This window comes from Allgaiera indica, assembly GCF_900106675.1.
GTDB classification, from domain to species: Bacteria; Pseudomonadota; Alphaproteobacteria; order Rhodobacterales; family Rhodobacteraceae; genus Acidimangrovimonas; species Acidimangrovimonas indica.
Genome location: NZ_FNOB01000021.1, coordinates 1 through 25,628, shown reverse-complemented (window position 1 = coordinate 25,628; position 25,628 = coordinate 1). Strand labels below are relative to the sequence as shown.

Below are 25,628 nucleotides of genomic sequence, written 5' to 3'. Positions count from 1 at the left end.
TTAGCCCTGGATCGCAAGCCATTGCGAAAAAGCCTCTTTGGCGCGGTCGGTATAGGCCTTGTAGCGATCCTTGCGGCCCTTGCGCCCGCCCTTGGCGTCGATCGGGGGGAACAGCCCGAAATTCACGTTCATCGGCTGGAAGGTCTTGGCATCGGCGCCGCCGGTGATGTGGGTGACCAACGCGCCCATCGCGGTTTCGGGCGGCGGTGGGGCCAGGTCGCGGCCCTGCGCCTCGGCCACCGCAAGCCGCGCGGCCAGAAGCCCCATCGCGGCGCTTTCCACATAGCCCTCGACCCCGGTGACCTGGCCGGCGAAGCGGATATGGGGCCGCGAGCGCAGCCGCAGATGGTCGTCGAGCAGCGTCGGCGAGTTCAGGAAAGTGTTGCGATGGATCCCGCCCAGACGTGCAAAACTGGCGTTCTCCAGCCCCGGAATCATCCGGAAAACATCCACTTGCGCGCCGTACTTCATCTTTGTCTGGAAGCCCACGATATTATAGAGCGTCCCCAGCGCATTGTCGCGGCGCAGTTGCACCACCGCATAGGGCTTGTTCGCGGGATCGTGGGCGTTGGTCAGCCCCACCGGCTTCATCGGCCCGTGGCGCAGGGTTTCGCGGCCGCGTTCGGCCATCACCTCGATCGGCAGGCAGCCATCGAAATATTTCGCCGTCTCGCCGTCGTGGAACTCGGTCTTGTCGGCGGCCAGCAGCGCGTCGATGAAGGCGTCGTACTGGGCCTTGGTCATCGGGCAGTTCATATAGGCGGTCTGTTCCTCGACCGTCGCGCCCTTGTCATAGCGCGACTGCATCCAGGCGACTGACATGTCCACGGTCTCGGCATAGACGATCGGCGCGATCGCGTCGAAGAACGCCAGGCTCTCGGCCCCGGTTTCGGCCCGGATCGCCTCGGCCAGCGTGCCCGAGGTCAGGGGACCGGTGGCGATGATCCAGTTTCCGGAGGAGGGAAGCTCGGTAACCTCTTCTTCCGACACGGTGATCATGGGATGCGCGCGAAGCCGCGCCGTCACCGCCTCGGCGAAGGCCTCGCGATCGACGGCCAGCGCGCCGCCGGCGGGCAGTTGGTGGGTATCGGCCATCTCCATGATCAGCCCGCCGGCCGCGCGCATTTCCCAATGCAGAAGGCCCACCGCATTCTGTTCGTCGTCGTCCGAACGGAAGGAATTCGAGCAGACCATCTCGGCCAGGTTGCCGGTCTTGTGGGCGAAGGTGCCGACATGGGGGCGCATCTCGTGGATCACAACGGGCAGGCCCGCCTGTGCCGCCTGCCAGGCGGCTTCGGAGCCGGCCATGCCGCCGCCGACGATATGAAGTGGTTCTGTCATGGCCGCGATCTAGGGGTTTTGGGCCGGAAAGGAAAGGGCGGTTTTCAGCGCCGCGGCGGGGGCTCTGCCCCCTGCACCCCCGGAGTATTTCCGCCAAGATGAAGGTGGAAAGGATCCCCCGTTCCTTCTGTTTGGTGCAAATACCCTGCGGGGTGGCGATCGTTGCGCCCCCGGCCCGAGCGAGGATGGGGACGGGGGCGACCCCCCCGGCCGCCGAATTTGGCCTAGGCCTCGTCGCCGTCCCCATCCTCGCCCTGATCGGCGATCCGGGCGACCGAGACGACCTCTTCGCCCTTGGCGGTGTTGAACACCCGCACCCCGCCGGCCGAGCGCGAGCGGAACGAGATGCCCTCGACCGGGCAGCGGATCGACTGGCCGGTGGAGGTGGCCAGCATCACCTGATCTGCCATTTCGACCGGGAAGGAGGCGACGAGGCGGCCGCCGCGCAGCGCCTTGTCCATCGCCATCACGCCCTGGCCGCCGCGGCCGCGCACCGGATAATCGTGCGAGGAGGAGATCTTGCCCGCGCCCTTCGCGGTGATCGTCAGGATCAGGTCCTCGCAGGCCGACATCTCGGCATAGCGTTCGGGGGAAAGCTGGCCCTCGGCGACGGCTTCTTCGTCCTCGTCGGGCTCGGCCTCGTCCTCGGTCACGCCGGCCATCAGCCGGCGCTGCTTGAGATAGGCCGCGCGTTCCTCGGACGCGGCCTCGAAATGGCGGATGACGGACATCGACACGACCTCGTCATCGCCCAAGAGGCGGATGCCGCGCACCCCCACCGATGCGCGCGAGTTGAACACCCGCACCTCGGGCACCGGGAAGCGGATCGCACGGCCCTTGGCGGTGACCAGCATCACGTCGTCGTCCTCGGAGCAGATGCGCGCGTTGATCAGGCGCACGCCCTCGTATTCGTCCTCGAACTTCATCGCGATCTTGCCGTTGCGCATGACGTTGGTGAAGTCCGACAGCCGGTTGCGGCGCACCGTGCCGGCCGAGGTGGCGAAGACGATCTGCAGATCGTCCCATTCCGCGTCGGGGCGGTCGACGGGCATGATCGCGGCGATGGACACGCCCTGCGCGATCGGCAGGATGTTGACGATCGCCTTGCCCTTGGCATTGCGCCCCCCCAGGGGCAGACGCCAGGTCTTCAGCTTGTAGACCATGCCGTCGGTGGTGAAGAACAGAAGCTGCGTGTGGGTGTTGGCGACGAACAGCGTGGTGACGGTGTCGTCCTCTTTCAAAGAGCCGCCGGCCAGCCCCTTGCCGCCACGCTTCTGCGCGCGGAAATCGGCCAGCGGCGTGCGCTTGATATAGCCGCCCTCGGTGACCGTCACGACCATGTCCTCGCGCTCGATCAGGTCCTCGTCGTCCATGTCGCCGGCCCAATCGGCGATCTCGGAACGCCGCGGCACGGCGAACAGCGCCTTCACCTCGCGCAGCTCATCCGAGATGATCGCCATGATCCGGTCGCGCGAGCGCAGGATGTCGAGGTAATCCTTGATCTTCGCGGCCAGTTCTTCCAGCTCGTCGGTGATTTCCTTCACGCCCATCGCGGTCAGGCGTTGCAGGCGCAGATCGAGGATCGCGCGGGCCTGGGTCTCGGAGAGGTTGTAGGTGCCGTCGTCGTTCATCGTGTGGCCCGGGTCGTCGATCAGCCGGATATAGGCGGCGATGTCGGCGGCGGGCCAGCGCCGGGTCATCAGCTTGTCGCGCGCCTCGGCCGGATCGGCAGAGCCGCGGATCGTCGCGACCACCTCGTCGACATTCGACACGGCGACCGCCAGGCCGCACAGCACATGGCTGCGCTCGCGTGCGCGGCGCAGCTCATACGCCGTGCGGCGCGCCACGACTTCCTCGCGGAAGGTGATGAAATGCGACAGGAAATCGCGCAGCGTCAGCTGTTCCGGCCGGCCGCCGTTCAGCGCCAGCATGTTGCAGCCGAAGCTGATCTGCATCGGCGTGAAGCGGAATAGCTGGTTCAGCACCACTTCGGGCGTCGCGTCACGCTTCAATTCGATCACCACGCGCACGCCGACCCGGTCGCTCTCATCCGCGATGCCGCTGATCCCCTCCAGCTTCTTCTCGCGTACAAGCTCGGCGATCTTCTCGATCATCGATGCCTTGTTCACCTGATAGGGGATCTCGTCCAGCACGATCGCGTAACGGTCGCGGCGGATTTCCTCAACCCTTGTCTTGGCGCGGATGATCACGCTGCCGCGCCCTTCCAGATAGGCCTTGCGCGCGCCCGAACGCCCCAGGATCAGCCCGCCGGTGGGAAAGTCCGGCGCCGGGATATGCTCCATCAGCGCCTCGGTGGACAGGTCCGGCTCTTCGATCAGGGCCAGCGTCGCGTCGATCACCTCGCCCAGGTTGTGGGGCGGGATGTTGGTGGCCATGCCGACGGCGATGCCGCCCGCGCCGTTGACCAGCATGTTGGGAAACCGCGCCGGCAGCACCGTGGGCTCGCGGTCCTTGCCGTCGTAATTGTCCTGGAAATCGACGGTTTCCTTGTCGATGTCGGCCAGCAGGTAGTTGGCCGCCTTGGCCATCCGGACCTCGGTGTAGCGGAAGGCCGCGGCCTTGTCGCCGTCCATCGAGCCGAAGTTGCCCTGGCCGTCCAGAAGCGGCAGCGACATCGAGAAGGGCTGTGTCATCCGCACCAGCGCGTCGTAGATCGCGGCGTCGCCATGCGGGTGATACTTGCCCATCGCATCGGCCACGGGACGCGAGGATTTGCGGTAGGGCTTGTCGAAAGTGTTGCCGACCTCGTGCATCGCGAACAGGATGCGGCGGTGCACCGGCTTCAGCCCGTCGCGCAGATCGGGGATCGCGCGGGAGACGATCACGCTCATCGCATAGTCGAGATAGGCGGTGCGCATCTCATCGGCGATCGACACGCTCGGGCCATGGTAGGCCGGGCGCTCGGGGGCGTTTTCGTCTTCGCTTTCAGGGGGTTCTGGCGTGTCGCTCACGTAAGCCGCTCTTTCGTTCCGGGCCTGCTATATCTGGTTGGCGGCACTATAGCTTAGCCTAGGTATGGGGTGCAATGGCGAAGGTCGCGGCAATTGGCAGCCACGGCGGGAGGCTGCCAACACACTGTTTTCATTGCAAATTAATTCCTCTCTGGCAGGATTGAATTCGGGGGCGCAGAGCAGGAGGTAAGGATGTCTACGCATGAGACCGAACTGATGCTGAAGGGCTACGGGCTGACGACCGCCGAGCTGTATTACCGGATGCCGGATTATCGCAATGTTCTCAATAGCTTCGTCTGGCAGGAATATGATGTCGCGCCGGATTATCCGCGACTGTTCAAGTTCATCGAGTTCTGGCAGGAGAAGATCGAGGGGCCGCTGCATTCGGTGCGCTTCACCCATCGCAAGATGATCCGGCCGGGCGAATGGCGCAACGTGGTGGGGGAATTCCCGATCCATTAGGCCGCAGCCGCCAGCCGGGGCCGGCGCCAGTTCCTGCGTCTGTTCCTGTGCCCGGGACCGGTCGATGCCCGTGGGGTCAGCTGCGAAATTCCAGCGCCGGGCGGGGTTTCTTCAGCGCGGCGGCGACCCACACCGCGATCAGCAGGATCGACAGCACCGCGTTCCAGGCCGGCATGGTCAGGCCCAGGAACTGAAAGTGGATCTCGTTGCAGCGCTCGATCGGGGCCGACATCAGCTTGGCCAGCGCGTCTTTCGACGACATGCCGCCAAAGCTTTGGGTTGCCGTGCATTCGGTGAAGCCGGTCCACCATTTCATCTGCGTGCCCCATTGATAGATGCCGGTGGCGGCGCCCGCCAGCATCGCCAGGGCGCCCAGCCAGCCGATGCCGCGATAGGGCAGGATCAACCCGGCGATGGCGATCAGGATGGCGCCGCCATGGGCATAGCGCTGGGTCATGCACAATTCGCACGGCGGAAGCCCGCCGAAGATCTGGAACCCGAAGGCACCGGCCAGCAACGCGGCGGATCCGAGGCCGGCAAGAAGGTATAGGCGATCGCGTGTCATAGATACCTCACGGTTGCGAAACCCCCGATCAGCAGGAGGACGGCAAGGGTGAACACTAGCCCCAATCGGCGCTCGATGAAATCGCGGACTGGCGCGCCGAAGACGCGCAGCAGGGCGGCGATGACGAAGAACCGCGCCCCGCGCGCCAGCACCGAGGCGATCATGAAGACCCACAGGTTCAGATGCGTCCAGCCCGAGACGATGGTGATCACCTTGTAGGGGAAGGGCGTGATGCCGGCGATCAGCACGGCCCAGGCGCCGTAATGATTGAAGCGCGCGGCAAATTCCTCGGCGGCATGCATCTTGCCGTAGAATTGCAAGATCGGCTCGCCCAGCTGCTGGAACAGCACGGCCCCGATCGCATAGCCCAGCATCCCCCCCAGTACGGATCCCACCAGCGCCACCGTCGCCACCCGCCAGGCATGGTGCGGCCGGGCGATGATCATCGGGATGATCAGCACGTCGGGCGGGATCGGAAAGACCGAGCTTTCGATGAAGGCGACGACAAACAGCGCCCAATAGGCGTGCCGGGATTGCGCCAGCGAGATCGTCCAGTCATAGGTCTTGCGCAGCATCCGGGCCTCTTTCGGGTCCGCAAGGGTTCGACCACGGCGGCGCCCAAAGGTCAAGATCGCGCGCGTGGCTGGCGCCGCGTTTGAGTATTTGGACCAAGATGAAGCCAGTAGAGGTTTTTCGGGTCTCAGGCTGGCGGCGAGGGAGGCGTTGTCCGTAGCGCCCACGCGATTTGCCGCCCCTCAAGAAAACGCTGGTCAGCCTGTCGTCACGAAAAGTAATGTTGTGCGTGATCACGAGTGATCGACGCCGGTCGCGAAGACAGCAAAGGCGGCGCAGCGCTGGCGACGGCTTCGACCATGGGGCAGGTGGCGCTGCCCGAGATGCGCAAGCGCGGCTATTTCGATGCGCTGTCGACCGGCGTTCTGGCCGCTGGCGGTACGCTGGGAATCCTGATCCCGCCGTCGGTGGTGCTGGTGATCTATGCGATCCTCGCGCTGACCCGCGCCCCCGAGGCGCTGACCGATTGGGTCACCCATGCAGGCCTGAGCCCCTACATGATATTGCTGGCGATCCAGCTGTGCTATCTGATCTTCGGCTGCGTGATGGACAGCGTGTCGATGATCCTGCTGACCATCCCGATCTTCTTTTTGATCGCCGCGGGGCTGGATTTCGGCCTGACGCCCGAGGAAACCGCGATCTGGTTCGGGGTGCTGGCGCTGATCGTCGTCGAGGTCGGGCTGATCACGCCGCCGGTGGGGATGAACCTGTTCATCATCAACAATGTCGCGCGCGGCATCCCGATCAGCCGCACCTATCGCGGCGTCGCGCCCTTCGTGCTGTCGGATCTGGTGCGCGTGGCCCTGCTGGTGGGCTTTCCGGGCCTCACCCTGTGGCTGGTGCGGCTGATGTTCTGAGATTGACGCGACGCCGAGGCAAGGCTATTTCCGCCCAAGGGGCCCGAGTGGCGGAATGGTAGACGCAGCGGATTCAAAATCCGCCGCCGCAAGGCATGTCGGTTCGAATCCGACCTCGGGCACCAAGCCCCCCCAGGATAAGCGCTGCGCCGAGGCGCATTGTAACACCCAGAAGCCGGTTCATTTGGCGGAATCTGGCCGGCCCCTCGTGCCCCGGCGCTTGGATGATTCGGAGCGGCCGTGGCGAAAGGTTTCAACAATAGTAGAGTTTTCAAAATATTGGCGCGTCTAGCTGAATTGTGTGGTGCCGCAGTTTCGCCTTATTTGCGCAAATTTGTCGCACGATATCGCGCCATATTGTCGTCACGCATTGGGAGAGGCTGGGAAACAAACGCTTGTCGCCTTGCCGCGGGCAGGCACACCGGCCGGCAGTCGTTGAGCGCACACATTCTTGTGAAAATGCAGGATTATTTTGCGAAATCAGCGGCCACATACGCCCTTCGTTCACTCGCGTGTTGATGTCGAGCAGGCAACAATCGGCAGCCTGAAGTGGTCCTCGTAGGCTGGTTTCCTTGCCCAAATTGGCCGCCGCGGCGCCCTTGTTGCGCCACGGTTGCGCCATTTTTCCCTTTGTTCGGCCCTCAGCAAACGGTAAATACATTCTTGTCCGACTGGGGACATCTTGGCCGTGGGGGCGGCCTGTAAGTGGTGTGGTACCGAAAGGGTATCGAAATCGAGTATGCGTGAGCTGCCAGGACGGGTCCAATCTCAAATGACCGTCCATGAGGGCTAACATGCCGATCTGGCGTGTTCTTTGGGTTGCGCCCCGGATTTCGATATTCGCCAACACGATCAGGCTCGGCTTCCGCCGTCGCGGGGACGGCACTGTCGCATAGGGACCCACGGGTAGGGCCGGCGACGGAAGGGTTGAGGTGGTCCATCTCGCAAGAGGCCGGACCGGGCGTATTGGGAGCTTGGGACTATGACGGATCGGTACGAAGACGACAACGACGGCCACCGCGAAGACAGCTACGGCAAAAGCCACGACGACGGCCACGGCAAAAGCCACGACGACGGCCACGGCAAAAGCCACGACGGCACCTACGGCGAAAGCCACGACGGCCACGGCGAAAGCCACGACGGCCACGGCGAAAGCCACGACAGCCACGGCGAAAGCCACGACGACAGCTACGGTGAAAGCCACGACGGCCACGGCGAAAGCCACGACGGCACCTACGGCGAAAGCCACGACGACGGCCACGGCGAAAGCAAGTCGGACGACCATTCGGGCGAAGATTGCCCGCCTGACTCCAACAACCCGGCGCCCACGCCCGACGGTATCGTTTCCGGCACCTCGGGCAACGATGTGATCGACTATAATTACACCGGCGACCCGGATGGCGACCGGATCGATCACAACGACGCCATCCTGCCCAGCGCCACCACGTCGCAGGACGATTTCGTCAATGCCGGCTACGGCGACGACACCGTCTATGCCGGTCAGGGCAACGACATCGTCCACGGCGAAAACGGCAATGACGTGCTCTACGGGCAGGACGGCAACGACACGCTGCTGGGCGAGGCGCAGAACGACACGCTCCATGGCGGGGCGGGCAATGACTCGCTCGAGGGCGGCACCGGCGACGATTCGCTGGACGGTGGCACCGGCAACGACACGCTGGTCGGCGGCGACGGCAACGACACGCTGGACGGCGGTCCCGGGGCGGATACGCTGGACGGCGGCAGCGGCGACGACTCGATCAACGCGGTCGATCCCGAAGGCGCCTGCGACACCGAACCGACGGGCGACAGCGTCTCGGGCGGGGCGGGCAACGACACCATCGCCTTCGACGACAATGACACCGTCCATGGCGGCAGCGGCAACGATACGCTGATCGACGCCGGCGACGGTTCGGCGACGGTCTCGGGCGACGGCGGCAACGATACGTTCAAGCTGGACAGCGGCGCCCCGGTGCATGCCTACGGCGGCGACGATCGCGACACTTTCGATGTCGGCGCCGCGCCGTCGTCGGAGGATCACGGCGACATGTTCATCGACGGCGGCGAGGGCGGCAACGATTACGACACGCTGGATCTAAGTGGCTCCGGCCCGCTATCGGTCGATTACGATCCGAACAACCCCGAGAACGGCACCGTCACCTTCTACAAGCCCGGCAGCCACAAGAGTGAGGTCACCGGCCATCTGACCTTCAAGAATATCGAGAACTGCGTCCCCTGCTTCACCCCGGGCACGCTGATCGCCACCCCACGCGGAGAGGTTCCGGTGGAATCGCTGGTTCACGGCGACAAGGTGATTACCCGCGACAACGGCATTCAGGAAATCCGCTGGGTCGGCCGCCGCAAGCTGGATGGCAAGGAATTGCGCGCCAACAAGCATCTGCAGCCGATCCTGGTGCGCGCCGGCTCGTTGGGCGACAGCCTGCCCGAGCGCGACATGATGGTCTCGCCCAATCACCGCCTGCTGGTGGCCAACGAGCGCACCGCGCTTTACTTCGACGAGCACGAGGTTCTGGTGGCCGCCAAGCATGTGGTCAACAACCGCGGCATCCATGCGGTCGAAAGCCTGAGCACGACCTATATCCACTTCATGTTCGACCGTCACGAAGTGGTGCTGTCGAACGGCGCCTGGACCGAAAGCTTCCAACCCGGCGACGTCACCCTGAAGGGGATGGACAATTCGCAGCGCTCGGAGATTTTCGAGCTGTTCCCCGAACTGAAAACCGCCCAGGGGGTTGAAGGCTACGGTGCCGCGCGCAAGACGCTGAAGCGCCATGAGGCGGCGCTGCTGGGGCCGTGACGGACGCAGCGGATGCCGGGCCTGATCAGCCCGGCGTCCCGGCTCGCCCATGAATGGTGGGACAATCGTGAGGCTAGAGCCGTTATGGCGAACCGTGGGGGCGGTTCGCCGTTTCGGCGTTTCGGGGGGGGGGCGGATCCGCGCGCGCCGGGCGGGCCAAGGGGCGCGGTAGCCTCGGGCCGGGACAGGGAACGCGCCGCGGTTCCCCGGGGGCTCGGCCTACTGACGCGCGCGCCAGGCCGCCCAGGCCTCGGGGGTGTCGAGATCCGTCAGCGCGCGGTCCCCGGCCAGGGCCAGGTGGCGCACCCGCCCGGCCTGGGCTTCGGCCGCGACGATCGCGCGCGCGCCGGTATCGCCCTTCAGCCGCGCCAATTGCCCGAACAGCCGGCGCGGCAGGATCACCGGATGGCCGGGCCGGCCGTCTTGCGTGGTGGCGCGCAGGATGTGGTCGGGCTGTTCCAGGAAGGACGCGATCAGCGCTTCCAGATCGGTCTCGACCAGGTCGGGCAGATCGGGCAACAGGATCATCAGGCCCAGCGTTTCCTCCCCGATCGGCAGCAGGCCCCGGCGCAACGAGGCCGCCAGGCCTGACGCCGCGTCGGGGACTTCCTCGATCACCACCGGAAGGCCTGCCAGCGCGGCCAGGCGTCCGGCATGATGCGGATGGCCCGAGGGCGGCAGCGTGACGACCACCTGCTGCCCGGTCGCCAGCGCGGCGCTGGCCTGGCGGTGAAGCAGCGGCAGGCCGCCGGCCTCTTGCGTCAGCTTGTCGGTGCCGCGCATCCGGCGGGCATCGCCCGCGGCTGGGATCAGGAGGGTGAGGTCGCTCATGGTGCGATCATGGGCGGGGTTCGCCGGGTGCGCAAGCGATGTTTGGGCGGGTCGGGGGGCCAGCCCCCCGGACCCCCCGGCGTATTTGGGGAACAATGAAAGGGGTCAGCCGCGCAGCCGGGTGGCGTCCGGGTCCCACAGTGGTTGCGTGGTCAGGCGGGCGGGGCGTCTTTCACCGAGGATTTCGATTTCGATCTGCAAGCCGTCGCGGATGCGGTCGGCGGGCAGGAAGCCGATGGCGACCGATTGGCCGGTATGGTGCGAGTAGCCGCCGGAGGTGCAGTAGCCCGCCACCGTGCCGTCGAGCCAGATCGGCTCCCATGCCACCACGTCGGAATCGTCTGCCTCGACGATGAAGTTGGCGAGGCGGCGTCTGGGGCCTTCGGATTTTTCCTTCAGCGCCGGGGCCTTGCCGATCCAGTCGGCCGCCTTGTTCCAGCGGATGAAACGGTCAAGGCCGGTCTCAAGCGGCGTGTAGTCGGGGCTGAACTCGCGCCCCCAGGAGCCGAAGAAGCGATCGAGCCGGAGCGACATCATCGCGCGCATTCCGAAGGGGCGGAGGCCGAAGTCCTGCCCCGCCTGCCATAGCACCGACCACAGGTGACGGACGGACATGTGATCGCAGAAGATCTCGAACCCCAGGTCGCCGGTGTAGCTGACACGCTGCACCAGGCAATCGGCCATGCCGATGGTCAGGCGGCGGATATCCATGAAGCGGAAGGCCTCTGGCCCGACATCGGCGTTGTGGACGACGCGGGCCAGCAGATCGCGCGCACGGGGGCCCGCGATGGTGAAGCCGGTGCGCGCGTCGGAGATATTTTCCACCTGCACGCCGTCTTCGAGATGGGCGTTGAACCAGCGCATGTGCCAGCCCTGCGCGCCATAGCTGGCGGTCAGTTGGAATTCCTGCTCGGACAGGCAGGAGACGGTGAAATCGCCATAGATCTTGCCGCTGTGCGACAGCATCGGGTTCAACGCCAGACGCCCCGGCCGCGGGATCAGTCCGGCCATGATCCGGTCAAGCCAGGCGCGGGCGTTCGGGCCGGTGACGCGATACTTGCCGAAGTTCTGCAATTCGTTGATGCCGACGCCTTCGCGCACCGCGCGGACCTCCTGCGCGGTGGCCTCCCAGGCGTTGGAGCGGCGGAAGGTGGGGGTCTCGAACGTCGGCTCGCCCGGCAGGGCGAAGTAGTTCACGACCTCCAGCCCGTATTGCTGGCCCCAGACCGCGCTCATGCCATCGAAGATGTCGTACATCGGCGTGGTGCGGAAGGGACGCGCGGCGGGCTTTTCCTCGTTCGGGTAGGCCACCGAGAAGCGCGTCTGATAGTTCTCGATCACCTTGGGCACGGTATAACCGGGCGTCGTCCACCCGCCGAAACGCGCCACGTCGAAGCCGCGCGGATCGCGCTCGGTCTCGCCCTCTATCATCCATTGCGCCAGCATCAGGCCCATGCCGCCGCCCTGGGAAAAGCCGGCCATCACCGCGCAGGCGGACCAGTAGTTGCGCAGGCCCGGCACCGGACCCAGCAGCGGGTTGCCGTCGGGCGCGAAGGTGAAGGGGCCGTGGATCACCCGCTTGACGCCCGCGCGTTCCAGTACCGGAAAGCGGCGGTAGGCGAATTCGATCGAATCCGCGATCTTGTCGAGGTTGTCGGGCAACAGCTCATGCCCGAATTCCCACGGCGTGCCGGAAATAGCCCAGCCCTCGCAGGGCTTTTCGTAAAAGCCGATGCAAAGGCCGCGGCCCTCCTGGCGCAGGTAGCTTTCGCCGCCCGGATCCATCACATGGGGAAATTCGGCGCCGCGTTCGTAGATCTCGGGGATGTCGTCAGTCACGACATATTGGTGCGCCATCGGCAGAAGCGGCAGATAGACGCCCGCCATCGCCCCCACCTCGCGCGCCCAGAGGCCGCCGGCGTTGACCACGTGCTCCGCGATCACCGTGCCCTGTTCGGTGACCACCTCCCAGCTTCCGTCGGGGCGGGGGTTGGTCTCCAGCACGCGGTTGCGCTGCACGATCTCGGCCCCGCCCATCCGTGCGGCGCGGGCATAGGCATGGGTGGTGCCCGACGGGTCGAGATGACCGTCGAGCGGGTCGTAGAGCGCGCCGATGATGCCGTCGGTGTTCACGATCTCGGCGAATTCCTTCACCTCGGAAGGGCCAAGGATGCGGGTGTCGAGGCCCATGTAGCGGTGCTTGGCGCGTTCGGCCTTGAGCATGTCGAACCGTTCGCGCGTGTCGGCCAGGGTGATGCCGCCGACATGATGCAGCCCGCAGGACATGCCGGTGATCTCTTCGAGTTCGCGGTAAAGCCGGATCGTGTAGCCCTGCAGCGCCGCCATGTTGGTATCGCCGTTCAGCGTGTGAAAGCCCCCCGCCGCATGCCATGTCGACCCCGAGGTCAGTTCCGAACGCTCGATCAGCATGACATCGGACCAGCCCAGCTTGGTCAGGTGGTAAAGCACCGAACAACCGACGACGCCGCCGCCGATCACCACGACTCGGGCATGGGATTTCATGAGGGTCTCCTATCTGGTCCGCGGTCAGAGTGTCGGGCGCCGGGGGGCGATTCATGTCGGGAAACGACAGATCGTGTCGCGAAGGGACGGATCGGGGCGGCGGGGAGGGCGCCGCCGCGCGCCCAGGGCGGGGGCCTCAGCCCCGGCGGTAGGTGCTTTCCATCCGGTAGGCCTTGCGCGGGCCGGTGACGTTCCAGACCGCGCGCCATTCCGGCCAGAGGCTGAAATCGTAAAGCACGTTGTAGCTGTCGGGATCGCAGGCGTGATCGGCGGCGGGGTGGGCGAGGGTCGGATCGAAGCGGTGAAACAGCCGATCGTCCTCGAAATGGACCGCGATCGCGGCCCCTTCGGCGCGCCACAGATAGCTGCGGGTGGCGTTCATCGCAGGGGCTGCGCCCAGCCGCAGCACGCCCTCTTCGCGGTAGCGCAGGCCGCCCGCACAGGGCGTCAGCCGCGCGATCCCCTCGAACCGGCCGCTCTGCCGGTCCAGGCGGTCGTCGATCCGCCGAATGATGCGCCACGTGCCCTCGAACGCCGCCAACCCGCGCATGCCGAACCCCTGTTGCCCCTTTGCGACCCGCAGTCTAGATATCGCCGCGCGCCCGCAAACGAAAGGCTTGCCGATGATCCCCCGCTATTCCCGCCCCGAGATGGTCGCCATCTGGTCGCCCGAGACCAAGTTCCGCATCTGGTACGAGATCGAGGCCCATGCCTGCGACGCCCAGGCGCGGTTGGGGGTGATCCCGAAGGAAAGCGCGGAAGCAGTGTGGAAAGCGCGTGACGTGGAATTCGACGTGGCCCGCATCGACGAGATCGAGGCGGTGACCAAGCATGACGTGATCGCCTTCCTGACCCATCTGGCCGAACATATCGGCCCCGCCGAGGCGCGCTTCGTGCATCAGGGGATGACCTCGTCGGACGTGCTGGACACCACGCTGAACGTGCAGCTGGTGCGCGCCGCCGACATCCTGCTGGCGGATCTGGACAAGGTGCTGGCGGCGCTGAAGACGCGCGCCTATGAGCACAAGGATACCGTGCGCATCGGGCGCAGCCACGGCATCCATGCCGAACCTACCACCATGGGCCTGACCTTCGCGCGTTTCTACGCCGAGATGGATCGCAACAAGAACCGGCTGGAAAAGGCAAGGTGGGAGGTCGCCACCGGCGCGATTTCGGGCGCGGTCGGCACCTTCGCCAATATCGACCCGGCGGTCGAGGAACATGTCTGCGCCCGGATGGGCCTGCGGCCCGAGCCGATCAGCACCCAGGTGATCCCCCGCGACCGGCATGCGATGTTCTTTGCCACGCTGGGCGTCATCGCCAGCTCGATCGAGAACATCGCGACCGAGATCCGCCACATGCAGCGCACCGAGGTGCTGGAGGGCGAGGAATTCTTCGCGCCCGGGCAGAAGGGGTCGTCGGCGATGCCGCACAAGCGCAACCCGGTGCTGACCGAGAACCTGACGGGCCTTGCCCGCCTGGTGCGCTCGGCGGTGGTGCCGGCGCTGGAAAACGTGGCGCTTTGGCATGAGCGCGACATCTCGCATTCCTCGGTCGAGCGCGGGATCGGGCCGGACGCCACGGTGACGCTGGATTTCGCGCTGAACCGGCTGGCGGGCGTGATCGAGAAGATGGTGATCTATCCCGACAACATGCTGGCCAACATGAACAAGTTCAAAGGCCTGGTGATGAGCCAGCGGGTGCTGCTGGCGCTGACCCAGGCGGGCGTCAGCCGCGAGGACGCCTATCGGCTGGTGCAGCGCAACGCGATGAAGGTCTGGGAACAGGGCCGCGACTTCAAGGAAGAACTGCTTGCCGACGCGGAGGTGACCGCGGCGCTCGGCCCGGCCGAGATCGAGGAGAAATTCGACCTCGGCTATCACACCAAGCATGTGGATACGATCTTCAGGCGGGTGTTCGGCGAAGGCTAGGGCCGCCTTTCGGGCCGGGTCGGGTCGGGTCGGCGCCGCTCCGCCGATCCGGGCGGGGCAGGGGCCAGGGCAAGTTGCGGCGACTCACGTTTTCGTGTTCTCTTTCGGGATCCATCACAGACGGGAGACCGAAGATGAAGCTTACCGCGCTTGTCCTTGCGGCCCTCACCGCATTCGGGGCGCTGGCCGCCCCCGCCATGGCCTGCGAACGCCATGAGGCCGCCGCCTGCGGGGCGGGCCAAAGCTATGACGCCGCCACCCATTCCTGCCTGCCCAAGACCGGCAGCTAGGTAAGCCGGCCTTAACCGGTGCATGCCATCCTCTGTGCCAACGGAATCGGAGGATGTGGTGTCTCAGGCGCTTGCCCAACTTAACCTTGATGCCCCGGCGGTCGGTGGCGGTCTGCCATTGCCCCCTGGCGGGCCGGCGCAGCTTTCGAACCGGCAGAAGGCGGCGGTGATCGTGCGGCTTCTGCTGTCCGAAGGGGTCAGTCTGCCGCTGTCGGGCCTGTCGGTCGATCTGCAGGCCGCTCTGACCGAACAGATCGGCACGATGCGCAGTGTCGATCGTGGCACGCTGCTGGCGGTGGTCGAGGAATTCCTCGGCGCGGTCGAGGGGATCGGGCTGTCCTTTCCCGGCGGGCTGGAGGGGGCGCTGTCGATGCTTGACGGCCATATCAGCGACGGCGCGGCGCTTCGGCTGCGGCGCCGGGCGGGGATGGCGCTGTCGAGTGACCCGTGGGAACGGATCACGCCCTTGCCGCCCGAGCTACTGCTGCCGGTAATCTCGGAGGAATCGGTCGAGGTCGGCGCGGTGGTGCTTTCGAAATTGCCGGTACCCAGGGCCGCCGATCTGCTGGGCCGCCTGCCGGGGGACAAGGCGCGGCGCATCGCCTATGCGATGTCGCTGACCGCGAATGTCGACCCCGAGACCGTGCTGCGCATCGGCCAGGCGCTGGCCTGCCAGCTGGATCAGCAGCCAGTCAAGGCGTTCTCGGCCGGGCCGGTCGAACGGGTTGGCGCGATCCTCAATGTCTCGGCCGCGGCGACCCGTGACGAGGTGCTCGAAGGGCTTGAAGCCGAGGACAAGGATTTCGCGGAAGAAGTGCGCCGCGCGATCTTCACCTTCGTGCAGATCCCCAAGCGGGTCGAGCCGCGCGATGTCCCGAAAATGTTGCGCGGCATCGAGCAGGCCGAACTGGTCACCGCGCTGGCCGCCGCCACGACCGACGAACTGGCGCCGGTGGCGGATTTCATCCTGGGCAATATCTCGCAGCGCATGGCGAACGGCCTGCGCGAAGAAGCCACCGCGCGCGGCCGGGTGAAGGAAAAGGAGGGCGAGGAGGCGATGAACGCCCTGGTCGGCGCGATCCGCGCGCTCGAAGCCCAGGGCGAGATCGCGCTGATCGAGGACGAAGAGGAATAGCGGCAAGACGCCCGGGCCGCGCGCCTGCGGCCCCGGCCATTGACTTCCGGCCCGGAGGCCGCACCCTCGCAACGCCCTTGCCGCCCGGCGCGCCCCGCCGGGCCCGCCCCGCCCACATCCACCGCCGGTCCGACCGTGCCGAAGGCCGTCGGCGACATGCCGGGCGGGGATTTGCGCTGTCCGACCCCGGATCGTTTTGGGGGCGAGCGGTCGCCTCTGGTGAGGGCCCCTGCGTCGCTTGCTTGGCATCCGGCCCCTTGCGGATCGTCGGCGAGGGGCGTAGGACACAACAGAGATACGCGCCGATTTGAGCATCAGCTTGCGGGCGCGAAACAAGTGCAGCTAAAGCGAAGGAAACCCCCGCGTTTTCCTTCCCAAGATCCGCGCCCGGCGCGAAGGAGACGTGATGACAGCGCAACCGCAGACCGTGGCCCTGCCCGCAACGCAGCCGCAGACCGTGGGCCTGGCAACCGGTGTTCCCGCCGAACAGATCGCCGCCACCCGGCGCGCCTTTCCCGCGGTCCGCCTTGGATACGAGCTGGAATTGCAGGCCGCCGATCCCTGGACGGGCCTGGCCGCGATCAGCACGGCGCTGCAGGCGGCGGGGCTGCGGCTGGGGCTGATGCGCTGCACGGCAGAGGGCGCGATCTTCCTGCGCGTCGAAGAGACGGAAACACCCGATCTGGAAGGGCTGCGCCAGCGCCTGGCCGCGCAGGGCCCGGTCGAGCTGCGGCGCTGGGTCACCGTGCTGGGGGTCGGGACGGCGAGCACCTCGGGGGGGTAAGGCCCCGGCATCCGCGCAAGCGCGGGGCGCCGACAAAGCAGGTTTCGCTGGCCGTCCGCCGGGCGGAGCGATCCGTCAAAGGCGGTCGGTGTTTGCGGTGAAACACTTCGGAAGGGCCGCGCGCGCGCCGCTGCGCCGGCCGGCCCCCGTCAGGGCTGTTATCCCGGCAGGACCGGTCGCCCATCACAGGGCGTCATTCCCATTCGATCGTTCCCGGCGGCTTCGAGGTGATATCATAGGTGACCCGGTTGATCCCCTTGACCTCGTTGATGATCCGCGTCGCGGTCTCGCCCAGGAATTCGTGGCTGAACGGGTAGTAGTCGGCGGTCATGCCGTCGACGGATGTCACGGCGCGCAGGGCGCAGGCGAAATCATAGGTGCGCCCGTCGCCCATCACCCCGACGGTGCGCACCGGCAGGATGGCCACGAAGGCCTGCCAGATCTCGTCGTAAAGCCCGTGCTTGCGGATCTGGTCGATATAGACCGCATCGGCGCGGCGCAGGATCTCCAGCTTTTCGCGGGTGATTTCTCCGGGGCATCGGATCGCCAGGCCGGGGCCGGGAAAGGGGTGGCGGCCGATGAAACTGTCGGGCAGGCCAAGCTCGCGGCCCAGCGCGCGGACCTCATCCTTGAACAGTTCGCGCAGCGGCTCGACCAGTTTCAGCCCCATCTTCTCGGGCAGGCCGCCGACATTGTGGTGGGACTTGATCGTGACCGAAGGGCCGCCGGAAAACGACACCGATTCAATCACATCCGGGTATAGCGTGCCCTGCGCCAGATATTCGGCGCCCTCGATCTGGGCGGCGTATTTCTGGAACACGTCGATGAACAGCCGGCCGATCGTCTTGCGCTTGACCTCGGGGTCGGAAACCCCTTCCAGCGCGCCGAGGAACAGCGCGCTTTCATCGGCATGGATCAGCTTGATGTTGTAATGGTCGCGAAACATCGTGACCACTTCGTCGGCCTCGTTCATCCGCAGCAGGCCATGATCGACGAAGACGCAGGTCAGCTGATCGCCGATCGCCTCATGCAGCAGAATGGCGGTGACCGAACTGTCGACCCCGCCCGACAGGCCGCAGATCACATGCGCGTCGCCGACCTGTTCGCGGATCTGGCGGATTGCCTCATCGCGGTAGCCCGCCATCGTCCAGTCGCCCGTAAAGCCCGCCATGCGCACGAAATTCTCGTAGAGCGTCTTGCCGTTCGGGGTATGGTGGACCTCGGGGTGGAACTGCACGGCGTAGAAATTGCGCGCCAGATCCGCAGTGATCGCGAAGGGCGCGCCGGGCGAGGTGCCGCAGACCTCGAACCCCGGGGCCAGCTTGCTGACGTGATCGCCGTGGCTCATCCAGACCTGTTCGCGCCCGGTGCCGTCCATAAACCAGCCGTTGAGCAGATCAACGCGGCGCTCGGCAGGCGTCACATAGGCGCGGCCGAATTCGGCGGTGTGGCTTTGGCCGGCTTCCACCAACCCGCCAAGATCCTGCATCATTACCTGCTGGCCGTAGCAGATGCCCAGGATCGGCACGCCCATCTGATAGGCTGCCTTCGGCGGGCGCGGGCTGCCTTCGCGCGTCACGCTGTCGGGCCCGCCCGAGAAGATGATCGCGCGCGGGGCAAAGTCCTTCAGGAAGGCGTCGGTGACGTTCTGATAGGGGTGGATTTCGCAATAGACGTTCAGCTCTCGCAGGCGGCGCGCGATCAGCTGCGTCACCTGGGATCCGAAGTCGATGATGAGAAGGCGGTCGTGCTGGGTCATGACTTCCCATAGGGGCGCGCGCGGGCGGGTGCAAGAGGGCAGGGCGGCCCGCTGCGGGGGCCATGCTGCAAGGATGTCGGTTTTTCGCCTCAGGCGCCGCAATCCGGTGATGACGGCGCGCGCAAAGCGGTAAAAGGAGGCCATCGAAGCGGAGGCTAGGCATGAGCGAAGAGGCTGTCAGGGGACGCAGGGCGCGGGGCGGTGGCGGTGCGGCGCGCCGGGCCGAGCGCACGGCGGTGCATTTCGAAACCGCGCGCTACATCACGCGCAACATTCCCGATTTCGAGCTTCTGAACGACGAGGCTCTGGAGATCATCGAGGCGAACGCCGAGACGGTGCTGGAAGAGATCGGCGTCAATTTCGTCGAGAACCCGGCGGCGCTTGCGCGCTGGCGCGAGGCCGGCGCCGAGGTGCGCGGCGAGCGCGTGCATATCCCGCGCGGTTTGGCGCGCAAGCTGTGCGCCACGGCGCCGTCGCAATTCACCCAGCACGCCCGCAACCCCGCCAGATCGGTCGAGATCGGCGGCCGCAACCTGGTGCTGGCGCCGGTCTACGGCCCGCCCTTCGTGCGCGACGCCGAGCGCGGCCGCCGCTATGCCACGATCGAGGATTTCCGCAATTTCGTGAAGCTGGGCTATATGTCGAAATGGCTGCACCATTCCGGCGGCACGGTGTGCGAACCCACCGACATTCCGGTGAACAAGCGCCATCTGGACATGCTGCTGGCGCATATGACGCTGTCGGACAAGCCGTTCATGGGATCGGTCACCGAACCGGTGCGCGCGGCGGATTCGGTCGAGATGGCGAAGGTGCTGTTCGGCGCCGATTTCGTCGACGCGAACACGGTGATGACCTCGCTGATCAACATCAACTCTCCTCTGACCTTCGACAGCACGATGATGGGCGCGCTGGAAGTCTACGCTGCCGCCAATCAGGCGGCGATCATCTCTCCGTTCATCGTCGGGGGGGCGATGGCGCCGGTCACCGTCGCGGGCACGCTGACCCAGGTGCTGGCCGAGGTGCTGGCCGGTGTCGCCTACAGCCAGCTGGTGCGCCCCGGCGCGCCGGTGATCTTCGGCGCCTTCGTGACCTCGATCGACATGAATTCCGGCGCCCCCACCTTCGGCACGCCGGAGGCCGCGCATATCACCTATGGCGCCGGCCAGCTGGCGCGGCGGCTGGGCCTGCCCTACCGCTCGGGCGGGGCCTTCTGCGGCTCGAAACTGCCCGATGCGCAGGCCGGGTATGAAAGCGCCAACAGCCTGAACATGGCGCTTCTGGCGGGGGTGAACTTCATGCTGCACGCCTGCGGCTGGCTGGAAGGCGGGCTGGTGTCGTCCTACGAGAAATTCGTGATGGATGCCGATCAGCTGGGCACGCTGCACCATCTGGCGCAGGGTATTCAGATTGACACCAACGGCCAGGCGATGGATGCGATCCGAGAGGTCGGGCCCGGCGGCCACTACCTTGGCTGCGCCCATACCCAGGCGAATTTCAAGACCGCCTTCTGGCGCAGCGAGATGCTGGATTACAAGCCCTTCGAGACCTGGGACGAAGAAGGCGCGCGCGACACCCAGACGCTGGCGGGGCGCCGGGTGGCGAAGATGCTGGGCGATTATCAGGCGCCGGCGCTCGACCCCGCGGTCAACGACGCGCTGAACGATTACGTCGCCCGCAAGAAGGCGTCCGAACCCGACGCCTTCCTTTAGACGCGGGGTCTTGTAGGTGCGGGGTCCGGAAAGCACGGGGGCGGGCGTGAAGGGCCGGGTTGGATCGGGCGGTCGCGCGGGGTAGCATGGCGGCGCAAACCAAAAGGTGCCGCCATGGCCTTCAACTTCATCCTGATGCTGACCGAGAACGACCGCACCATCCCCGAGGCGCGGGCGCGGCTGGAACAGGCGCTGGAGGGCGGCGTACGCCATATCGGCTTCAAGGACGTCGGCCTGCCGTTCGACGATCTGCGCGGGCTGGCGCAGACCATCTGCGCGGCGGGCGGACGATCCTATCTGGAGGTCGTCAGCCTCGACGAGGACAGCGAGCTTGCCTCGGCCCGCGCGGCGGTGGATCTGGACGTGGATTGCCTGCTGGGCGGCACCAGGGCCGCGGCGGTGACCGAGGTCACCCGCGACCATCCCCTGCGCTATTATCCCTTTCCGGGGCGGATCACCGGCCATCCCAGCGTGCTGGAGGGCCCGGCGGAAGAGATCGTCGCCTCGGCCCGCGGGCTGGCGGATCTGGAACATGTCCACGGGCTGGATCTGCTGGCCTACCGCTTTCAGGGCGATGTGCCGGATCTGATGCGGCGGGTGGCGGCGGCGGTGACCAAGCCGGTGATCGTGGCCGGCAGTATCGACAGCGCCGAACGGATCGCCACCGTCGCGGGGGCGGGTGCGGCGGGGTTCACGGTGGGCACCGCGGCCTTTGCCGGTGCCTTCGAGCCCGGCGGCGATTTCGTGCGCCAGATCCATGCGATCCTGGGGGGCTGCGCGCGGGCCCAGGCGGCCTCGACCGCGCCGCGCAAGATCGCCCTGGTCGCCCATGACGGACGCAAGGCGCATCTGCAGGCCTGGGTGGCGCGCCACCGCGCGGCGCTGGCCGGGCACCGGCTGGTCTGCACCGGAGGCACCGGGCGGCTGCTGTCGGGCGCGTTTCCCGACCTCAACATCCAGCGCCTGCAGCGCGGCGCGCGCGGTGGCGATCAGCAGCTGGGCGCCCTGGTCGCGACCGCAGAGCTGGACGCGGTGATCTTCTTCGCCGATCCGATGTCGCCGCATGGCAGCGATGTCGATCTGCAGGCGCTGACACGGCTGGCAATCATGCACGACATTCCCATCGCGCTCAGCAGCGCGGCGGCGGATCTGGTCGCGGCCGCCTTCTGGGGCCAGGGCTAGCGTTAGGCGGCGCGATCCTCGCCGCTGGGGGGCTGGTCAGCGCCTGGCGGCGCCCTAGGTAAGGCGGGTCCCGGCGTCCTGCCGGGCCTTCCCAAGCTTTCACGGATTTGGACATGGCGACTGATACCACCACGCCGGCGGCGGGTAGGCCGGCGATCTCTGCGGCCCTGACCCTGCTTCTGGCCACGGCTTGCGGCATGATCGCGGCCAACCTTTACTATGCGCAACCGCTGGTCGACCCGATCCGCACGGCGCTGCATATGCCGCCCGCGGCGGCGGGGCTGATCGTGACGCTGACGCAGGTGGGTTTCGGCCTGGGGCTGCTGCTGCTGGTGCCGCTGGCCGACAAGGTGGAGAACCGCGCCCTGGTGCTGGGGCTGATCGGGCTGGCGGCGGCTGGCCTGCTGGTGCAGGCGATGGCGCCGAGCGCCGCGATCTTCCTTGCCGCCGGGCTGGCGATCGGGCTGGGATCGGTGGCGGTGCAGGTGCTGGTGCCCTATGCGTCCCACATGGCGCCCGAAGCGGTGCGGGGCCGGGTGGTCGGCAATGTCATGAGCGGGCTGATGTTCGGCATCATGCTGGCGCGGCCGGTGGCCAGCTTCGTCACCGAAAGCCTGTCGTGGCACGCGATCTTCCTGATCTCGTCGCTGGCGATGGTGGCGCTTGCCGGCGTCCTGGCCCGCAGCCTGCCGCCGCGCCGCCCCGCCAGCCGGCCCAGCTATGCGGAACTGCTGGTCTCGATGGGGCGTCTGGTGCGCGACGAACCGGTGCTGCGCCGCCGGGCGCTGTATCAGGCGGCAATGTTCGGGGTTTTCACGCTGTTTTGGACCTGCGTGCCGCTTCTGCTGCTTGGGCCCGCCTATGGGCTTAGCCAGAATGGCGTGGCGCTGTTCGCGCTGGCGGGGGTTTCGGGTGCGGTCTCGGCGCCGATCGCGGGCTGGCTGGCCGACCGGGGGCTAGGCCAGCCCGGCACGGTGGCGGCAATGCTGGGGGCAGGGCTTGCGGTGCTGGCGACGCTGGCGGCGCCGCATGGTACGGCGCTGGGGCTGGGGATCCTGGTCGCGGCGGCGGTGATGATCGACTTCTGCACCACCGCCAACATGGTCATCAGCCAGCGGATGCTGTTCGTGCTGCACCCCGATCTGCGCGCCCGGATCAACGGCATCTACATGGCCACCTTCTTCATGGGCGGCGCGCTGGCCTCGGGCGTCGGCGGCTGGGCCTATGCCAGCGGCGGCTGGCCCCGCGTGGTGCTGATCGGAGTGATCGTGCCGCTGGCCGCGCTGGCCTATTTCGCCACCGAACGCCGCGCGGCAAGCTAGGCCTGTCCGGTCGTGCAGGCGCTCTGGCCCGCCGGGGCTTTTCTTCAGGGGCCAACTTGGTATCGTCCGTGTGATCCAAGCCGGCGCCAACCGTGGCGCGCCCGGTCGGAGCGATGGCACGAAGGACAGGTGATGGACCAGGAGGCGCAGACCGGCCCCGCCGGGTCAGAGATCTACGCGCCCACGGCTTTGCGCAATTCGCTTTCTGACCATCTCGGCCCCCGGGGGCTGCGCCCGGTGCGGGCGGTGCAGCGGATCTTGGCCGTCGATGTCGGCGGGGCGCGGCCTTTGCAATTGCCGCGGGGCGCCGCCGGGCTGAGGGTCGAGCGGACCTGCTTCCTTGCTTCGGCGCGGGTGGTCGAGATCGTCGATTCCGTCTATTGCTGCGATGTCCATGATATCGTGGACGCATTGGGCCCGTCGGTCGAAACCGTCGGAGGCGCGGCGTGACCGGGATTTCGCGGAAACGATGGCGGAGCAAGGCCTTCGCGGCCATTGACGCTGGCGGCCGCCCGGCGACGGCGCGGCACCGCAAATGCGCAAAGGGGCGGGGATGACGGTGCTTACGATCTACAGCGGCGCGCGGATATTCGACGGCGAGCGCCTTCACGACGGCATGGCGCTGGTTGTCGAGGCCGGCCATGTCGCGGCGATCCTGCCCGAGGTCGCCGCCCCGCCGGGACGTGGCGTGGCGCTGGACGGGGGCGTACTGGCGCCGGGGATGATCGATCTGCAGGTCAACGGCGGCGGCGGGGTGATGCTGGGCGCGCGGAACCCGGCGGAGGAAATCAGGACGATCTGCGCCGCCCATGCGCGGCTGGGCAGCACCGGCCTGCTGCCCACGTTGATCACCGCGCCGCGCGCTGTCACCCGCGCCGTGCTGGAGGCCGGCGTCGCCGCCGCGCGCGCCGGGGTTCCGGGTTTCCTTGGCCTGCATCTGGAAGGCCCCCATATCGACCCGCGCCGCAACGGCGCCCATGCCGCCGATCTGATCCGCCCGATGGACGAGGACGATTTGCAGATGATCTGCGCGGCCGCCGCGCGGATGCCGGCGCTGATGGTGACGGTGGCGCCCTCGGCCGCGACGCCCGACCAGATCGCGCGGCTGGCGCGGGCGGGGGTCACCGTAGCCCTGGGCCATAGCGACTGCACGCTGGAAGAGGCGCGCGCGGCCTTCGCCGCCGGGGCGCGCGGCGTCACCCATCTGTTCAACGCCATGAGCGGGCTGTCGCATCGCGCGCCGGGCCTGGTCGGGGCGGCGCTGGACGAGGGCGAGGTCTGGGCCGGGCTGATCGCAGATCTGGTGCATGTCGCCCCCGAGGCGCTGCGCATCGCGTTGGCGGCCAAGCGCGGGCCGGGCAGGCTGTTTCTGGTCAGCGACGCGATGGCCGTGGCCGGGACCGACCTGGAAAGCTTCACCTTGGGCGGGCGTGAGATCCGGCGTGAGACGGGCGAGGGCGCGGGCCGGCTGACGCTGGCGAACGGCACGCTGGCGGGGGCCGACATCACCTTACCGCAGGCGGTGGCCAACATTCATCGCGCGGGCGGGCTGGACCTGGCCCCGGCATTGGCGATGGCGACCAGCCTGCCCGCCGCCTGCGTCGGTCTGTCGGGCCAGCGCGGCAGGCTGACGCCCGGAACGCGCGCCGATTTCGTGCATCTGGACGCGGATCTGGCGCTGAAGGGCACCTGGATCGCCGGCCGGGCGGTTGTCTAGCGGGCTCGGTGCCGCGCGGCGCAAGGCCGCCCGGCGCCGCCCGGCCGCGGCCTCAGGTCTTCAACTCGCCCAGATAGGCGTGCCTGATCATGTCGTTCTCGCGCATCTCGGCGGCCGACCCCGACAGCACCACCTGACCGGTCTGCAGCACGTAGGCCCGTGTCGCGATCGACAGCGCCATACTGGCGTTCTGCTCGACCATGAAGATCGTCGTGCCCTGCGCGGCGATGGTCTAGATGATGTCGAAGACCTGTTCCACATAGGCCGGCGACAGGCCCATCGAAGGCTCGTCCATGCACAATAGCCTGGGCCGCGCCATCAGCGCCCTTCCGAGCGCCACCATCTGCTGCTCGCCCCCCCCCGAAAGGGTGCCCGCGAAAGGCTCTGCTGCGCGAATCGGATGACGGGCGAGGCTCTCCTTTTCCCGGAGGGATTTATCCCACGGTCTCGGTGACGGGTCTGCCGAGGGCGGGGTAGCCGTTCAGGATGGCAATGCGGGCCTGGATCTCGGCGACCTGCCGATCGAAGTCCCGGGCCATGAGCCGCTGGCCCAGCAGTTTCACGCAGTGCATCCAATCGCCGCAAAAACGATCCCCGGGGATCGTTTTCTGATCCGGCTCTTATCTCGACGCGGCTTCGGCGGTGATCTCTGCTCCATCGTCGTCAGAGTGCCCGGTCAGGGTATCTCGCGGCGCGCAGGGCCTCATTGCGTGCCCTGGCACCGGCAGTGATCAGCTTCCGGGGCTTGGCGTTCCCGCGGGGCGGAATGACGGCATGAGCGCCGCGGCCGGCGATGGCGTCATGGCATTTCCGGGGGTCATACGCGCCATCTGCCGTGACGCTGCCGATCTCCTGAT

At 67.0% G+C, this 25,628-nt stretch carries 21 protein-coding genes, 1 tRNA gene and 2 pseudogenes; 13 read left to right on the top strand and 11 right to left on the bottom strand.

Going from position 1 to position 25,628, the window contains the following annotated elements; all coding sequences use genetic code 11:
• Together trmFO and gyrA are read right to left on the bottom strand one after the other, a co-directional pair.
• Positions 1-1,341 (bottom strand): methylenetetrahydrofolate--tRNA-(uracil(54)-C(5))-methyltransferase (FADH(2)-oxidizing) TrmFO, encoded by a 1,341-nt coding sequence (gene trmFO / locus BLV97_RS16160; RefSeq protein WP_035838268.1) that lies wholly within the window; start codon positions 1,339-1,341, stop codon positions 1-3.
• 224 nt (positions 1,342-1,565) lie between these two features.
• Positions 1,566-4,313, bottom strand: a complete 2,748-nt coding sequence (gyrA, locus tag BLV97_RS16155; RefSeq protein ID WP_035838267.1) for a DNA gyrase subunit A — start codon at positions 4,311-4,313, stop codon at positions 1,566-1,568.
• Positions 4,314-4,505: 192 nt separating this feature from the next.
• Between gyrA and BLV97_RS16150 the strand changes: the two genes are divergently transcribed.
• Positions 4,506-4,775 (top strand): usg protein, encoded by a 270-nt coding sequence (locus BLV97_RS16150; protein ID WP_035838265.1) that lies wholly within the window; start codon positions 4,506-4,508, stop codon positions 4,773-4,775.
• A 76-nt stretch (positions 4,776-4,851) separates the two neighbouring features.
• On the opposite strand, the gene BLV97_RS16145 is transcribed toward BLV97_RS16150, so the two are convergent.
• Together BLV97_RS16145 and BLV97_RS16140 are read right to left on the bottom strand one after the other, a co-directional pair.
• Positions 4,852-5,340, bottom strand: a complete 489-nt coding sequence (locus BLV97_RS16145) for a disulfide bond formation protein B (RefSeq protein ID WP_035838263.1) — start codon at positions 5,338-5,340, stop codon at positions 4,852-4,854.
• Positions 5,337-5,915, bottom strand: a complete 579-nt coding sequence (locus BLV97_RS16140; protein WP_035838261.1) for a YqaA family protein — start codon at positions 5,913-5,915, stop codon at positions 5,337-5,339. Before BLV97_RS16140 ends, BLV97_RS16145 begins: the two co-directional genes overlap by 4 nt.
• A 270-nt stretch (positions 5,916-6,185) precedes the next feature.
• Here BLV97_RS16140 and BLV97_RS16135 point away from each other — a divergent pair.
• The 3 genes and pseudogenes from BLV97_RS16135 to BLV97_RS16125 form a co-directional block, all read left to right on the top strand.
• Positions 6,186-6,770, top strand: a pseudogene (locus tag BLV97_RS16135) (TRAP transporter large permease subunit); the annotation flags it as partial.
• A gap of 41 nt (positions 6,771-6,811) precedes the next feature.
• Positions 6,812-6,895: transfer RNA gene (locus tag BLV97_RS16130), tRNA-Leu, on the top strand.
• Positions 6,896-7,752: 857 nt separating this feature from the next.
• On the top strand, positions 7,753-9,588 hold the full coding sequence (locus tag BLV97_RS16125; RefSeq protein WP_092164151.1) for a Hint domain-containing protein: 1,836 nt from the start codon (positions 7,753-7,755) through the stop codon (positions 9,586-9,588).
• A gap of 219 nt (positions 9,589-9,807) precedes the next feature.
• On the opposite strand, the gene BLV97_RS16120 is transcribed toward BLV97_RS16125, so the two are convergent.
• The 3 genes from BLV97_RS16120 to BLV97_RS16110 form a co-directional block, all read right to left on the bottom strand.
• Complete coding sequence (locus tag BLV97_RS16120; RefSeq protein WP_035838214.1) at positions 9,808-10,419, bottom strand: nucleotidyltransferase family protein; 612 nt, start codon at positions 10,417-10,419, stop codon at positions 9,808-9,810.
• A gap of 105 nt (positions 10,420-10,524) precedes the next feature.
• Positions 10,525-12,942: a GcvT family protein gene (locus BLV97_RS16115; protein WP_035838212.1), complete on the bottom strand. Its 2,418-nt coding sequence runs from the start codon at positions 12,940-12,942 to the stop codon at positions 10,525-10,527.
• Between the two features lie 136 nt (positions 12,943-13,078).
• The gene (locus BLV97_RS16110; protein ID WP_035838210.1) at positions 13,079-13,492 is read right to left on the bottom strand and encodes a DUF6314 family protein; all 414 of its coding nucleotides are present in this window, start codon (positions 13,490-13,492) and stop codon (positions 13,079-13,081) included.
• 73 nt (positions 13,493-13,565) lie between these two features.
• Between BLV97_RS16110 and purB the strand changes: the two genes are divergently transcribed.
• From purB to BLV97_RS16095, 4 genes are all read left to right on the top strand, one after another.
• On the top strand, positions 13,566-14,873 hold the full coding sequence (gene purB, locus BLV97_RS16105; RefSeq protein WP_035838220.1) for an adenylosuccinate lyase: 1,308 nt from the start codon (positions 13,566-13,568) through the stop codon (positions 14,871-14,873).
• A 134-nt stretch (positions 14,874-15,007) separates the two neighbouring features.
• Positions 15,008-15,163 (top strand): hypothetical protein, encoded by a 156-nt coding sequence (locus BLV97_RS21255; protein WP_160169142.1) that lies wholly within the window; start codon positions 15,008-15,010, stop codon positions 15,161-15,163.
• 58 nt (positions 15,164-15,221) lie between these two features.
• Positions 15,222-16,298 carry a flagellar motor switch protein FliG gene (locus BLV97_RS16100; protein WP_035838218.1) on the top strand — a complete coding sequence of 359 codons (1,077 nt, stop codon included), beginning with the start codon at positions 15,222-15,224 and terminating at the stop codon, positions 16,296-16,298.
• A 406-nt stretch (positions 16,299-16,704) separates the two neighbouring features.
• The gene (locus tag BLV97_RS16095) at positions 16,705-17,082 is read left to right on the top strand and encodes a hypothetical protein (protein ID WP_035838208.1); all 378 of its coding nucleotides are present in this window, start codon (positions 16,705-16,707) and stop codon (positions 17,080-17,082) included.
• A 193-nt stretch (positions 17,083-17,275) separates the two neighbouring features.
• Here the strand turns inward: BLV97_RS16095 and guaA are convergent, their stop codons facing one another.
• Positions 17,276-18,841 (bottom strand): glutamine-hydrolyzing GMP synthase, encoded by a 1,566-nt coding sequence (gene guaA, locus BLV97_RS16090; RefSeq protein ID WP_035838206.1) that lies wholly within the window; start codon positions 18,839-18,841, stop codon positions 17,276-17,278.
• Positions 18,842-19,002: 161 nt separating this feature from the next.
• Between guaA and BLV97_RS16085 the strand changes: the two genes are divergently transcribed.
• The 5 genes from BLV97_RS16085 to nagA all read left to right on the top strand — a co-directional run bounded on the left by BLV97_RS16085 (position 19,003) and on the right by nagA (position 24,771).
• Positions 19,003-20,550 (top strand): trimethylamine methyltransferase family protein, encoded by a 1,548-nt coding sequence (locus BLV97_RS16085; RefSeq protein WP_035838204.1) that lies wholly within the window; start codon positions 19,003-19,005, stop codon positions 20,548-20,550.
• A 114-nt stretch (positions 20,551-20,664) separates the two neighbouring features.
• Complete coding sequence (locus BLV97_RS16080; RefSeq protein ID WP_035838202.1) at positions 20,665-21,732, top strand: methylglyoxal synthase; 1,068 nt, start codon at positions 20,665-20,667, stop codon at positions 21,730-21,732.
• A 113-nt stretch (positions 21,733-21,845) separates the two neighbouring features.
• Entirely contained in the window at positions 21,846-23,054 is a 1,209-nt protein-coding gene (locus BLV97_RS16075; protein ID WP_051645838.1) for an MFS transporter, read from the top strand.
• A gap of 132 nt (positions 23,055-23,186) precedes the next feature.
• Positions 23,187-23,504, top strand: coding sequence for a UTRA domain-containing protein (locus tag BLV97_RS16070; protein WP_035838200.1), 318 nt, complete (start codon positions 23,187-23,189; stop codon positions 23,502-23,504).
• Positions 23,505-23,613: 109 nt separating this feature from the next.
• Positions 23,614-24,771 (top strand): N-acetylglucosamine-6-phosphate deacetylase, encoded by a 1,158-nt coding sequence (gene nagA, locus BLV97_RS16065; RefSeq protein ID WP_373296466.1) that lies wholly within the window; start codon positions 23,614-23,616, stop codon positions 24,769-24,771.
• Positions 24,772-24,823: 52 nt separating this feature from the next.
• Here the strand turns inward: nagA and BLV97_RS22010 are convergent, their stop codons facing one another.
• From BLV97_RS22010 to BLV97_RS16055, 3 genes and pseudogenes are all read right to left on the bottom strand, one after another.
• Positions 24,824-24,973, bottom strand: a complete 150-nt coding sequence (locus tag BLV97_RS22010; RefSeq protein ID WP_210184802.1) for a hypothetical protein — start codon at positions 24,971-24,973, stop codon at positions 24,824-24,826.
• Between the two features lie 30 nt (positions 24,974-25,003).
• A complete protein-coding gene (locus BLV97_RS22005; protein WP_280138206.1) occupies positions 25,004-25,168 on the bottom strand; it encodes an ATP-binding cassette domain-containing protein in 165 nt (54 codons plus the stop codon).
• Between the two features lie 37 nt (positions 25,169-25,205).
• Positions 25,206-25,628: pseudogene (locus BLV97_RS16055) on the bottom strand (transposase); the annotation flags it as partial.

Bases quoted from the DNA above. Each gene is read 5' to 3' on its own strand.
- BLV97_RS16070 (WP_035838200.1), top strand. From the start codon at position 23,187: ATGGACCAGGAGGCGCAGACCGGCCCCGCCGGGTCAGAGATCTACGCG.
- BLV97_RS16080 (WP_035838202.1), top strand. From the start codon at position 20,665: ATGGCCTTCAACTTCATCCTGATGCTGACCGAGAACGACCGCACCATC.
- BLV97_RS16110 (WP_035838210.1), bottom strand. From the start codon at position 13,492: ATGCGCGGGTTGGCGGCGTTCGAGGGCACGTGGCGCATCATTCGGCGG.
- BLV97_RS16125 (WP_092164151.1), top strand. From the start codon at position 7,753: ATGACGGATCGGTACGAAGACGACAACGACGGCCACCGCGAAGACAGC.
- BLV97_RS21255 (WP_160169142.1), top strand. From the start codon at position 15,008: ATGAAGCTTACCGCGCTTGTCCTTGCGGCCCTCACCGCATTCGGGGCG.
- BLV97_RS22010 (WP_210184802.1), bottom strand. From the start codon at position 24,973: ATGGTCGAGCAGAACGCCAGTATGGCGCTGTCGATCGCGACACGGGCC.
- BLV97_RS16075 (WP_051645838.1), top strand. From the start codon at position 21,846: ATGGCGACTGATACCACCACGCCGGCGGCGGGTAGGCCGGCGATCTCT.
- BLV97_RS16115 (WP_035838212.1), bottom strand. From the start codon at position 12,942: ATGAAATCCCATGCCCGAGTCGTGGTGATCGGCGGCGGCGTCGTCGGT.
- BLV97_RS16120 (WP_035838214.1), bottom strand. From the start codon at position 10,419: ATGAGCGACCTCACCCTCCTGATCCCAGCCGCGGGCGATGCCCGCCGG.
- guaA (WP_035838206.1), bottom strand. From the start codon at position 18,841: ATGACCCAGCACGACCGCCTTCTCATCATCGACTTCGGATCCCAGGTG.
- BLV97_RS16085 (WP_035838204.1), top strand. From the start codon at position 19,003: ATGAGCGAAGAGGCTGTCAGGGGACGCAGGGCGCGGGGCGGTGGCGGT.
- trmFO (WP_035838268.1), bottom strand. From the start codon at position 1,341: ATGACAGAACCACTTCATATCGTCGGCGGCGGCATGGCCGGCTCCGAA.
- purB (WP_035838220.1), top strand. From the start codon at position 13,566: ATGATCCCCCGCTATTCCCGCCCCGAGATGGTCGCCATCTGGTCGCCC.
- BLV97_RS16150 (WP_035838265.1), top strand. From the start codon at position 4,506: ATGTCTACGCATGAGACCGAACTGATGCTGAAGGGCTACGGGCTGACG.
- BLV97_RS16095 (WP_035838208.1), top strand. From the start codon at position 16,705: ATGACAGCGCAACCGCAGACCGTGGCCCTGCCCGCAACGCAGCCGCAG.
- BLV97_RS16140 (WP_035838261.1), bottom strand. From the start codon at position 5,915: ATGCTGCGCAAGACCTATGACTGGACGATCTCGCTGGCGCAATCCCGG.
- BLV97_RS16145 (WP_035838263.1), bottom strand. From the start codon at position 5,340: ATGACACGCGATCGCCTATACCTTCTTGCCGGCCTCGGATCCGCCGCG.